Source organism: Chitinophaga ginsengisegetis, assembly GCF_900168065.1.
GTDB lineage: Bacteria > Bacteroidota > Bacteroidia > Chitinophagales > Chitinophagaceae > Chitinophaga > Chitinophaga ginsengisegetis.
This window is the reverse complement of sequence record NZ_FUZZ01000001.1, coordinates 3096460-3109023: the sequence shown is the minus strand read 5'-3', so window position 1 is coordinate 3109023 and position 12564 is coordinate 3096460. Positions and strand designations below refer to the sequence as shown.

The window sequence follows — 12564 nt, the reverse complement described above, 5'->3', positions numbered from 1 at the left end:
GGGTCACTTATTTAGCGGCATTTTCAATAATAGACTGGACCGTATTAAACCGTTGAAGTAAATCCGGATAGGTGGCGGTAGTGGTGCTTTCATAGGCGCCCCTGCTTTTTCCGAAGGTGGCGCTTTCCAGCGCCCGTGCGCTGTCGGACATGGGGGCGGAAATAGCAGTGAGTGATTCCTGGTTACCTCTTTTCGTACCAAAGATGGCATTATGGAGTTTGTTCCAGTATGTTTTTACTATTTCACCATAGCCCTGCAGTGAGTTCAGGAAAGCACTTTCGTTCCAGCCGTTGTATTGATTGTTTAATTTGTTGGCAGGTTTAGGTGGGGTGTTTAAAAGTTTTTCTGCGTTAAGAATACCGCTGCCAAAACCTTTCGTAGGCAGTTGATCGCTTTTGCGTGCAGAATCCTTCAGCGCTTGCCGGAAGGCTTCTACCCGTTTCCATCCTGCATATTCCGGAGCGCGGAGCTGATCCTGGTATTTTGCCAGCCAGTATGCTGCCGCAGCAGCCACATGTGGTGTGGCATAGCTGGTGCCATCGCCATAGGCAAAACCTTCCTGGTGGTCGCCTTCCGCCTGCCAGATGGGTACCAGCACATCTTCTCCCGGCGCGGTAATATCTACGGTATCTCCTCTCGATGATCCGGTCCATTCCCTGTCCAGCGGGTTCGACGCTGCTACCGCAATAGTGCCGGGAAATACGGCGGGCGCTACTACCGCCTGTACGCTGTTGCCTGCTGCGCAGCACCAGATCACGCCGCTTTCGTACGCTTTTTTTGCCAGGCGCGCAGTAGTGAGCGTAGGAGGAATACCCATGCTCATGGTAATGATATCAAAACCCTGTGCAATGGCGGCATCCAATGCAGCAGCCAGTTGTTGCTGCCTGTTGATGATAACAACTGTTTCGGCTATACGAAATGGAACCAGTTTGTAGTTATCAGGCGCCAGTAATCCGCAGTTGCCATTGCCTGCTGCCGGTGAATAATCGTGGCCTATTAACAGGCTGCCGGTGCGGGTTCCGTGGCCGGGTTGCTTTCCCAGCGATATGGTACGCAAATCCAGCGCGTTATTGGTATTGTCGAGGAAGTTATAATCGTTGTCGGTATCAAAGGCGCCGGCTACTTTTGAATGGTCGGTGTAACCGGTATCAAACTGTACTACCCTAATGCCTTTTTCATGGGGTGATGCAGGCGTTTGCTGTGTCAGTAATATTTTATCAAAGCCGGTGGCATACCAGTTCCAGCGCCGGTATTCTTCTGCTTTCCGGCCGGCAACAAATTTGCTGACAGCTGTTACGGTATAATTTTTCAGGAAGGTATCTTCGTTGGGCGTACCATAACCATCGTCAAACAAAAAGCCGGATTCGGCAGGGCCACCGCCTTTCCTGATGATGTTAACGGTATCGGCATTGAGGTATAAAGGCAGGTCTGCTTCTGCATAAAATATCCCAGGTATCTGCGCCAGTTTTCCTGCTTCTTCATGCGCGTTGCCGCTGAAGTTGGTAGTAAATGTAAACAGCTCTTCTTTGCCAACAACGGCGGTAGCGGGTGTGAGTAACGACAGCTTCACTCCCGGTGGATATTTTACAGATAATACTGCTTCTATCTGTGATACTGTTTCCGGTTTATTCAGCGCAGATATGATAAATGCGGTGGGAGTACTGATATTGGAAGATGATGGAACATCCATAGTATTTTCTTTGGGAGATGAAGTAATATCGGGAACATTGGAAGAAACGCTGTTATTGCTCATCGCTGCAGCTGTTACCACATTGGCTACACCGTTCCGGACGCTCGCCTGGTCGGGTAAAGCCTGCTTTAATTGCGGCGCTATATTGTCGGTATCTTTCAGTAAGGCGCGGCGGCCCTTTTCCATATCCGGACTCAAAGTGGCTTCCCGCACGGCACTTACAATTACGCTCACTTTAATACCCTCGTTGCCGATCCAGTCAATCTCATCATCGGGTGTTTCAGGGGTGGCCAGCTGCCCGCTCCGGGTAAGTACCCGGTTCTGATCATCTGTGCGGGAAAGTCCGCTGTGATGCAGGGCAATGATTTCGCAGGTGCCCATGCCAAATACCGGGGAGCCGCTGCTGCCGGGCAGTGTATCCGATTCATATACAAGCCGGGTGCCTGTTTCAGAGAAGAAACGGATATCTTTCAGCACCACCTTTTTGGGCAATCCATTGGGATGCTGCACAATTACACAGGATTCTCCCTTGATGATTTTGCCGAGGTTACCATCAAGACGGATGGGTGGAAACTGTGACAGCAATTCGCCGAAAGTGCCGGTGAGGCTTACGCCTATCAGGGTAAAGTCGAGGCCGCTGTTCAGCGTAACTTTACTTACTTCCAGGCTGGAGGTCATAAAAAACTTGCGGGCATCCAGTTTAAAGGAGGCGCTTCGTTTCAGCGCTTTGGTAGTGGCGTCTACTTCATAGTTAAACTCTGCAATCATGTCTTCAGCATCATCGGCAGATTCAATCACATGGTGGTTAGTCAGCAGGATATCTTCTGTTACGAGGAAGCCTGTGCCTATGGGAGAACCGCCTTTTAGGATACGGCACACTGCCTTTGACATTTCAGATAACCTGTCCAGCACATATTTGTCCTGGAAGTCTGCCGTGCCTGTAATCCGCTCCAGCGCTGTTGCTACCAGGGGCGTGTTTTCCCGTGCCACACGATATTGCACCCGTGTAGGGTTATCTTCCAGTTGTACTAAAGGCTGGTTGGCTTCCCGCAAGGCGCAGAGCTTTCTTTCGGCGGCTTCAAACTGTGGCTGACGGTCACCAAAACGATTGGCTACTTCCTGGATTACTTTCCAATGAGGTATCATTTATTGAGGGTGTTTATTTGGGGTAGTACGCTTCGGTTTTCTCTCATGAATTTAATCAAAAAAGAAAGAATAAAAGATTATCTGAAGTATCTTTTTTGTTATGAAATGATATTCCCGGGCAGCACAGGCCGGCTGCCCGGAAATATGAAAATATTATCCGTAAATAATGAACCCTTTTTCGATAGAATTTATCTTCCTGAATGTTATACGGAACACACCAATTCCGTTGCTGCTGCCATTGGGATTGCTGTTGCCTTCAATGGTTTCAATAAAGCCGCCGTTTACAGCCGTTACGATACCCGTATGACCGAAGCCGCCGCCATGACTTTTAATAAAGATGCTGCCCGGAACTACGAGAGAGGGATTGTTGATAGCCCTTGCAGTTGTGATTTTCAGCGCCTGGGTTCTGTTCCAGTGATCCAGGCATCCGGCCGTTTTAACAACGGGATTGGGAATGCCCAGGTCTGCAGCAGCTTTTTTGAAACACCAGAATACAAAGGCTGCGCACCAGTAGTTGCCTGGAGGCGTGTTGGTACTGGCAAGATAGGCTTCTACCTGTGGCCCGCGGTTGCTGCCGGGAGGTACTTCCATCACGCCAACCTGGCTCTCTGCTACTTCAATCGCTTTTGCGAGTAAAGTATTAGGCGCTTCATGTTCTTCCGGTACGCCGTTGTCAAATAACACTTCCCAGGTAATGGCGCCCACTTCACCATCCACAATAAGCGGATTGCCAAACCGGTCGCGGTGCATTGCCTGGAATTGCTTTACGGCAGATACAGTTTTAGGCCCAAAGGTGCCAGTGCCCTGTAAAGTGCCGATGCCGAGTTCAATCAGTCTTTGTTGAATTGCTTTTACAATCTGGCTGTTTTTTTCGCCAGCCTTAATTACTTTGTTGGGGTAGTTCATAACAATTGATTTTAAAATATTGGGGTAAGAAATATTATTTCACAATGGTTTTTAAACTGTTAATGGATAGTTGTCTGATGAGTCTTTTCCGGGGTTATCTAAAGATAACAACTTCCCGGCATTTTAAAAAAGGCCGCTTCATCCCTGATGAAGCGGCCTTTCCATTTATTTCTTTAGAAATTGGTATTAATAATCAGCGTGTTCCTGTCGGAAGTGGCAAAGTCCATCGGGATAATGCCATATCTGCCATGTGTGTTGTTGGTAAAATAAGTATTGATTTGTGGATTAATGGCATTGGAAACAGTGGTGATGCTGGGAATACCAAAGATCAGCGATTTATATCCGCTGGTGAAATTGATGTACAACACCGACTGGCTACCGTTTTTCGCTTCCGTAAACAGGTTGGTGATGCCTGTCCATTTTGCGTTATTATCAGGCACTACGTACTGGTCCTGCACGCGCAGGGAGGAGTTGGCGTTATTGATGGAAAAGGTGGTATTATCGGCCCAGTTGGTGGCTTCAATACCTTTTGGTGTATTAGAGGCGCCAAATCGTCTCAGCAGCACAATTTTGCCCCTTACCTGGCCGAGGTTGGGCACTACATCGCTTAAGTACCATTTGGAGGGTTGCAGCTGTGTATAGCTGTCGAAAGTTTGCTCAAAGGAGCGGGTGTTGTTGGTAGGATCATACTCCTCTTTTACGCACATCACAATTGTTTCTGAGGGATTGGCTGCCAGGAAATCATAACAGGCATTGAGCACATCTGTGAAGTTCAGGTTCTGGTAAATAGAACCGTGGTGAATGGCAAAGGCATCGCCGATGTGCCTGCAACGGATATCAAGGAAACGGGTACCGGCATCCAGCTGTTCACGGATGCTGAGGTTCTGGCATTTGGCGGTGCCGCCAACGGGTTCCACGCGGGCGCCGCTGTCGTGTGTGCCGGGAATAGACAGGCTGGTGAGACTGGTATTGTCTGCAATAGCGCTCATCCATCCGGGAAGGGTTACGTTTAAGGTGCTGGTAACAGTGGTGTTTTTCAGTGTTTCACTGCCGGCTGCAGCATTCGGGTTTACCAGGTCTTTCTTACAGCCAAAAAGAGACAGGATGGCCAAAGCCATGAAAAGGGTTTTTAGGTTCATAGTGGAAGTATTTCTATTAAAAATACAGGAGAATCCTGTTTGGTTCATTGCAGTGGAAATTAATTGTTGGTTAACAATCTCTGATGAGGAATTAACATTTCCGGCAGTGGCCGAAAGGTGTGATTTTTTATCAGGATAGGAATGCATATCTTTATGCTATATCAACCAGATTAGCTTCGGGGGAAGCACAAATTTATTTTGAATACCGTGCAAATAAATAGTGAACCAGATTTACTATTCAGGGTGTCGCAGGGCGATGAGGCTGCCTTTGCACACTTATTCCATACCTACCAAAACAGGCTGGGAGCATTTGTTATGCAGCTTACGGGATCAAAACCGATGGCGGAAGAGATTGTACAGGAAATATTTATCCGGATCTGGGAAAAGCGGGATAAGTTAAGCCAGGTAGAACATTTTCATCCGTACCTCTATGCAGTAGCCAGGAACTATTGTTTATCTTTTCTCAAGAAGCTGGGCCGGGAACTGGCCCGGAAGCAGGCGTGGGAAATCAGTGTGGTGGCTACCCATGACCAGGAAGATGATACCGTTATTAAAGACTACCGTCGCATTATAGACCAGGCCATCTCTGAGCTGCCGGCCCAGCGTCAGAAAGTATATCTTTTAAGCAGGGATGAGGGCCTCCGCCAGGCCGAAATTGCAGAGCGAATGGCCATCTCCCTGGAAACGGTTAAAAAACATATGGTGCTGGCCCTCCGGTCCATCCGGAGTTATGCAATGGCGCACCCTGAAATCAATTTGCTGATGCTTATTCTGACCACCCCTTTCAGGATTTAAAATTTTTTTTCTTATCCCGTTACCTCTTTTTTATACATGTTGCTGTCTTATAGTGTAGAATCAATCTATGCTAATGGATAATACCAGGTTGCGCTACCTGCTTAGCCGATATGCGGGTAAAACAATCACCCAGGCGGAACAGTCCGAGTTAAGTGATTTCTTAAATGCGGCAGATAATCAAACGCAGCTGGAATTGCTGATCGAAGAAGCCTGGATACAGTCCGGTGAGGAAGAAGAGTTATTTTTTCCCTCGCCCCAACTAAGCCGGGAACCGGCGCCGCAGCCGCTTAAACGGGTTTACTGGAAGCGTTGGGTCGCCGCTGCATTATTATTGATCATTGCTGGCAGCGCCTGGCTGCTGGCCACCAGAACACGGAAAGCAAACAAGTTACCAGCCGCGGTAACAGAAAATATAAAAAAAGATGTGAGCCCCGGCGGAACAAAAGCCATGCTCACACTGGCGAATGGGAATGTGATAGCGCTGGATAGCTCTCTGAAGGGTACACTGGCCCAACAGGGAGATGTGAATTTACATGTGAGCCCGGGAATGCTGAAATACGACCAAAACAGGCAGACATCTGCCAATAGTATAGCCTATAATATATTAAAAACCCCCAAAGGGGGACAGTACCAGCTGGAACTGCCGGATGGTTCAAAGGTATGGCTGAATGCCGCTTCGTCCCTGAAATTCCCTACTGCCTTCGTTGGAAAGGAACGTCGCGTGGAACTAAGCGGGGAAGCCTACTTTGAAGTAGCCCGGAATGCCGGCCAGCCATTTTTTGTATCGGTAAATAACGCCAGTATCGCGGTATTGGGCACCAGCTTCAATGTAATGGCTTACACCGATGAAGCAGCCATGAAAACTACCCTGCTGGAAGGCGCCGTAAAAGTGAGCCAGGCAAATGCCTCCAGCTTGTTAAAACCGGGAGAACAATCATTGCTGGAACCAAACGGCAAAATGAAAGTAATAGAAAAAGCCGACGTAAGCCTGGCGGTAGCATGGAAAAACGGACTTACTTCTTTTAAAAGTGCAGACATCAAAACAATCATGCGGCAGGTGGAAAGATGGTACGATGTGGAAGTGGTATACAGCGGCCCTATACCGGCGCGCAGCTTCACAGGAGATATTCCGAGAGACGCTAACCTGTCTGAATTACTACGATTACTGGAAATCAGCAGAATCCATTTCAAAATGGAACAACGTAAGCTGATCGTTATGCCGTAAGTATCTTATTCATTATATCAACCAAATGCTATTACCATGAACAAAGGTCCCTGAATGACGTGTGGTAGGAACCGGCATAAAAAACCAGGAGCGATCTCACCCGCCCCTGGAAAAAAGCCTGGGTCTGGTACCTGACATCAATACTTATCAGAAATCAAGAATTATCTAAACCCAAACACCACAAATGTATGCAATCTAATTGTCATGCAAAGCCCGTCTTTGTACCCGGGCTATTATCAACCATCAAAGATCGCGTCCTGACATTCCGAAAATCAGGTGCCCATCTGAGGATAAAAAAACAACTGATTAAGCAAATGAAAATTACGGCTATCCTCTTAACGGTAGTTTGTTTGCAGATCAGCGCCAAATCTCTGTCGCAACAGATAACCTTGTCGCAAAAGAACGCACCGATCCAGAAGGTATTTGAAGAAATAAAGAAACAATCCGGTTATAAGTTCTGGTATGAAGATGCTATGCTTACGAAAAGTAAGCCGGTAGATATCTCCATCCGTAATGGTTCGCTGGAAGAAGTACTGGCACTGCTCTTCAGAAATCAGCCCTTCAGTTATGAAGTGATCGGCAAAATCATCGCTGTAAAAGAGAAAGATATCAGGCTGGAAAATACCACTCCCTTCATCGCAATACCGGAAGTAGTACTCCGTAAAATCAGCGGTTTGGTAAAAGATAGTACCGGCATGCCCATACCCGGTGTTACCATTCTCGTTAAAGGCACCAAAACCGGCGCCACCACAGATGTACAGGGCCGGTTCAGTCTTGATGTACCGGAGGGCAATGTAGTACTGGTGTTCACCTCCGTAGGATACGAACCCAAATCCATTACTCTCGGCACTTCCACGTTCCTGAACGTAACGCTTTCCATCGCCTCCAGCGGGTTAAACGAAATGGTGGTAACCGCCCTCGGTATCAAACGTCCGAAAGGAACGCTTGGATACGCGATCAGTACCATCAAAGGGGATGAACTTACCAAGGCCGGTTCAACCATGAACCCCTTCCTTGCCCTTTACGGCAAAGCAGCCGGTGTAGGCGTAAACGTGGGCGCATCCGGTCCGCAGGGTGGCGTCAGGATCAATATCCGCGGCGCAGCCAGTATGAACCCCGATCAGAATGTAAGACCCCTGTTTGTGGTAGACGGCGTTATCCTGAGCGACCGTAAAACACAGATCGGTGGTGATGTAGGACAGGGATTCGACTATGGCGCCGGTATCAACGATATTAACCCGGACGACATCGAATCAATCGACATCCTGAAAGGCGCCAAAGCCACTGTATTGTATGGTAGCGATGCCGCCAACGGCGTAATGATCATTACTACCAAAAACGGCCGCAATGTGAAAGGATTTGGTATGACCGGTAACATACAACATACCATAGAGCAACCGGTATCTTACCTGAAACTGCAAACCAAATATGGTTTGGGCGACAACCTCTATGATACCACCTATGAAACTATCAATGGCGTTAGAACCCGCATGCTGCCCAATAAACGCTTTAGCTTCGGTCCTGCTTTCGATGGCGCTGATGTGATGTTCTACGATAGTTCTATGGTGAAGAATTCGCCACACAGGAATAACTTCATGTCACTCTTCCAGAACGGTCACTCCACTTCTGCCAACGTAGCCATTGCCGGCAGCAACGAAAAAGGTAGTATCAGGGCTTCTTATACCAACTATAATTACCAGGATATTTCCGGTGATAATTCCTGGCAGAAAAGAAACTCTTTCAGCTTCAACGGTAATATCAAAGCATCCGAACTGGCTTCCTTTGAAGTGATCTCCAACATTTACAGCATCTCTACCCAAAACCGCCGTTCCCAGAACGATGGACCGGTAGCATGGGGATACCCGGTTGATTATGATTATAACCTGATATATCCTTACTATACAGATGCCACCGGTTATAAAAGAGATCTTTCCAATGCCCGTGTTTCCGATGCCTTTAGCTTACTTGGCAATTACCTGTGGAATAACAAAAAGAACCGTTACAAGGATGAAAATATCCACATGATCACTTCTGCCAAAGTAACCCTGAACTTCACGAAGAATATTTTCCTCGTAGGGCAGGCGGGGTTGGATTATGATAACACCAATTATAATACAGAGGTAAGTGTAACAAAGGTGCTCCCTACGGTAGGCGGAGGAAGCTTTGGCGTGGCAAAGGAAAATTCTACCACCCAAACTTACCAGGCATTACTGAACTATAATAAATCATTCCTGAACAACGATCTCCGTTTGTTTGCATTTGGAGGCGGTGTATACCGGTTGCGTAATGTAGATTACCTGGGTACCAACACCGTTGGCGGACTCACCTTCCCGGATTGGTATTCTTTCTCCAATCAGCTGGGTACACCCAGCGCAGACAACGCACACCTGCTTAGAAATTACACAAGAGGATCTGATGTATTATACAGCTTGCTGGCATCAGCAGCGTTGTCATGGAAGAATGAATTTACATTGGAACTGCAGGGTCGCCAGGACTGGAACTCTACTCTTCCTCCGGAAAACAACAAGTATTTTTATCCGGGCGCGGCACTTACCTGGAATTATACGGAACGTTTCCCGATTGCCGGTGTAAACAGCGGACAGCTGAGGTTATCCTGGGCAGACGTGGGTAACGGTACCACCCGTTATTTCGCCAATAATCTGTATGGATACACCCGCCTGCCAGGTACAGACGCCAACTCCGTTTCACCTCCGGACAAGTTGTTACCAGGCGCTCTGAAACCAGAACGTAAAAGAGAATTTGAAATTGGTATCAACAATACCTTCCTGCCACAGGACAGGGTGATCCTCGATTTCTCCTTCTACACCAACCACCGTTACAACCAGATCATCAGCTTACCTATTTCTTCCGCTTCCAGTTCCGCTGGTCTAATCGTGAATGCGGGTGATGTAAAGGCCTGGGGTTTTGAACTGGCATTAACAGGCGTTCCGCTGGTAGGTAAAAACTATCGTTGGAGCCTTACGCTGAATGCCGCCAGCCAGGGATCAAAAGTAATAGACCTGTACCCGGGTGTTACCAATTATCCTTTCAGTAACCTGATCAACGGCGCCGCCGCATCTATTCATGCAGATGAAGGCCGTCCGTATGGCGAAATTGTAATGCTCGATTACAAACGTGATGAAGCAGGTAATAAAGTAGTGAACAACAACGGTATCTATATCCTCGATGATCAGAAATCAACGGTAGCTGGTAACGTAATGCCAAAAGTATACGGCGGATTTATCTCCGACTTTCAGTATAAGAACTTCAACTTCCGTATTGGCCTGGATTATAAATACGGTGGTACTATTTTCAGTTATACCAACAACCGCTTAACAGGTGTGGGCCAGCTGGAAAATACCATGCAATACCGCGATGAAGAAAACGGAGGTTTGGCGTATTACATCAATAGCAACGACCAGAATGTTCCGTGGCAGCATTCACAGCCAGCTCCGGCTCAGTCTAAAGATGGGCACGTGTATCACGATGGTTTGATCCTGCCGGGTATGAAAGTGGATGATAACGGTAAATATACCACCAACGATATCATCACCAGCGCTTCTTCCTATTATGGAAGCTACGCAAACGACCTGGCCACCTCTTTCCCGCCGGATCGCCTGTTCAAAAACAATTACATCAAAGTGAGGGAAGTAGCGCTTTCCTATACATTACCCGCGGAAATTTCCAAAAGGATAAGAATGCAAAGGCTCACTGTTACAGCAGCTGCCCGTAACCTGTTCTATCTCTACAAATCTATTCCCAATATCGATCCGGAAGGAGCACTGGGCGCAGATGTTTTCGTGGAAAATACCATCTACCCTTCCCAAAGGACTTACTCCCTGGGGTTAAATGTTGCTTTCTAATGTATAAACTGAAAAAAATGAAAAAAGCTTACTTATATATTTTCCTGCTCTCTGCCTCCTTCCTGGGAGCTTGTAAAAAGGATCTGGAAGACCGGTTCTACGACAAGGACAAGCTCTCCACCGGTAGTGATATCGATGTAGTGCCCGGCTTATTCACCGGCGTGCTTACAAACAATAAAATATTTGCACAGGACTACGGCGAGTGGTATTACCTGCTCAACGGCGGTACCAGTATCACCGGTTATGAGCAGGTGGCGCAACGGTTTGTATCTTACCGCTACGACTGGTTCTCCACATACAATGACCTGACCACCGGTAACGGCTTTGATGATTCTCCAATCAACGGTCAATCTTTCTTTCAGCACAGTTATACCCGGTTGAAGAATTACGAAGTGATCAGGGATTCTGTGAATGCACGTACCGGGCAATTAAAACAGGATGGAGATGTATACCTGAAGCTGGTTAGCTTTATCAAATGTTACCAAAGTGCCAAGCTGGTAGATTTCTTTAATTCGGTTCCTTATTCAGATGCTTTCCAGGGTTCTAAAAAAGAGCCGAAATATCTCTTCCCTAAATATGATGATCCGAAAGAGATCTACCAATCTATCATACAGGAACTGGGAACTATTGTAGATGAGCTTCCCGGAGCTTATTCGCAGATGTCGGCTGATGCCAAAACCGTTTTCACGGAGCAGGATATTGCCTTCCACGGTGATATCAATAAGTGGGTGTCTCTCATCAATTTTACCCGTCTGAAATTACTGGTAAGAATTGCCGGTGTGGAAGAAGCATATGCCAAACCGCTGATTCAGGCGGCACTGGCAAAGCCTTTGCCACAAACGGATCTTTACTGGTTTTACTGGTTTGATATTGTTCCCACAGGTGGCGGAACATGGATTCGTGGTGTTTATGAAAATACCTACGCTTCCTTTATACCAAACATCATCATGAAAAGGATGAACTACGGCACACCTGCTTACCAGGAAGGAATTGACGATCCACGTTTACCGGTGCTGGCTATGCCAACCAAATACCTGGATTATCGCGGAGTATCTGCCAATATCGAAGAACAAACAGCATTGTATAGCAGTGGAGAAAGGTATTATCCGTATGCAGATAATATCGCTTCTACTTTCGCTACCAATGCAAAATCTATGTACAACCACGCTACCTTCCACCAAAATGCGAAGATGCCGGTGTATATGGCGTCTGTAGGAGAACTGGACCTGCTGCTGGCAGAAATTGCGCTGAAAGGATTAGCTAATACAGGTAAAACAGCTGAAGAGCATATCAAAGATGAGGTAACACACTCTGTCGATTTCTGGTATACCATTAATCAACTGAGCAGCTATGCCAAAACCCAGATGACACCTGCGCAAACAGCCATGGTATATCCTGCCAAACCATCTGCTGCGGTAGTAAGTGCATGGGGCGATGTTGTAAAAGGCAAATTTACATTGGCTGCTACCCTGGACGACAAAATGGAGATTCTCATGCAGCAGAAGTATATTCACCTGAACCTTTATCAGCCTTACGAACTGTGGGCAGAGCTGAGAAGGACCCGTCACCCGAAGCTGGAACCATTCACCTGGCATACTTCCGTATGGAAACCAATGCCGGAAAGAGTGCGTTATCCAACTATTGAGCTGACTAACAACCCGGATAACTTCAAGAAAGTAGCAGGAGAAAATAATTTAACCAGCCCGATTTTCTGGGTACCTGCCGCTGCAAGAGCAAAAAATCCTTATTGGGATAACTATAATTATCAATAGCAGAGAGCAATGCAAGTCGAGAGGGAGC

Annotated in this window: 7 protein-coding genes; 4 read left to right on the top strand and 3 right to left on the bottom strand. The window is 47.2% G+C overall.

The features are described from left to right. Positions 1-7 precede the first annotated feature (7 nt). The 3 genes from B5Z18_RS12245 to B5Z18_RS12235 all read right to left on the bottom strand — a co-directional run bounded on the left by B5Z18_RS12245 (position 8) and on the right by B5Z18_RS12235 (position 4881). On the bottom strand, positions 8-2836 hold the full coding sequence (locus B5Z18_RS12245; RefSeq protein WP_079469622.1) for a S8 family serine peptidase: 2829 nt from the start codon (positions 2834-2836) through the stop codon (positions 8-10). A 153-nt stretch (positions 2837-2989) separates the two neighbouring features. Next, positions 2990-3742, bottom strand: a complete 753-nt coding sequence (locus tag B5Z18_RS12240) for a CHAP domain-containing protein (protein WP_079469621.1) — start codon at positions 3740-3742, stop codon at positions 2990-2992. A 173-nt stretch (positions 3743-3915) separates the two neighbouring features. Further along, the gene (locus B5Z18_RS12235) at positions 3916-4881 is read right to left on the bottom strand and encodes a phosphatidylinositol-specific phospholipase C (RefSeq protein WP_079470065.1); all 966 of its coding nucleotides are present in this window, start codon (positions 4879-4881) and stop codon (positions 3916-3918) included. Positions 4882-5088: 207 nt separating this feature from the next. On the opposite strand from B5Z18_RS12235, the gene B5Z18_RS12230 reads away from it, so the two are divergent. The 4 genes from B5Z18_RS12230 to B5Z18_RS12215 all read left to right on the top strand — a co-directional run bounded on the left by B5Z18_RS12230 (position 5089) and on the right by B5Z18_RS12215 (position 12536). Further along, entirely contained in the window at positions 5089-5676 is a 588-nt protein-coding gene (locus tag B5Z18_RS12230; RefSeq protein ID WP_159454285.1) for an RNA polymerase sigma-70 factor, read from the top strand. A gap of 73 nt (positions 5677-5749) precedes the next feature. Then, positions 5750-6901, top strand: coding sequence for a FecR family protein (locus tag B5Z18_RS12225; protein ID WP_159454284.1), 1152 nt, complete (start codon positions 5750-5752; stop codon positions 6899-6901). A gap of 314 nt (positions 6902-7215) precedes the next feature. Beyond that, positions 7216-10764 (top strand): SusC/RagA family TonB-linked outer membrane protein, encoded by a 3549-nt coding sequence (locus B5Z18_RS12220; protein WP_159454283.1) that lies wholly within the window; start codon positions 7216-7218, stop codon positions 10762-10764. 17 nt (positions 10765-10781) lie between these two features. Continuing rightward, on the top strand, positions 10782-12536 hold the full coding sequence (locus tag B5Z18_RS12215; protein ID WP_159454282.1) for a SusD/RagB family nutrient-binding outer membrane lipoprotein: 1755 nt from the start codon (positions 10782-10784) through the stop codon (positions 12534-12536). Positions 12537-12564 lie beyond the last annotated feature (28 nt).

Bases quoted from the DNA above. Each gene is read 5' to 3' on its own strand.
- B5Z18_RS12245 (WP_079469622.1), bottom strand. From the start codon at position 2,836: ATGATACCTCATTGGAAAGTAATCCAGGAAGTAGCCAATCGTTTTGGT.
- B5Z18_RS12240 (WP_079469621.1), bottom strand. From the start codon at position 3,742: ATGAACTACCCCAACAAAGTAATTAAGGCTGGCGAAAAAAACAGCCAG.
- B5Z18_RS12235 (WP_079470065.1), bottom strand. From the start codon at position 4,881: ATGAACCTAAAAACCCTTTTCATGGCTTTGGCCATCCTGTCTCTTTTT.
- B5Z18_RS12225 (WP_159454284.1), top strand. From the start codon at position 5,750: ATGGATAATACCAGGTTGCGCTACCTGCTTAGCCGATATGCGGGTAAA.
- B5Z18_RS12220 (WP_159454283.1), top strand. From the start codon at position 7,216: ATGAAAATTACGGCTATCCTCTTAACGGTAGTTTGTTTGCAGATCAGC.
- B5Z18_RS12215 (WP_159454282.1), top strand. From the start codon at position 10,782: ATGAAAAAAGCTTACTTATATATTTTCCTGCTCTCTGCCTCCTTCCTG.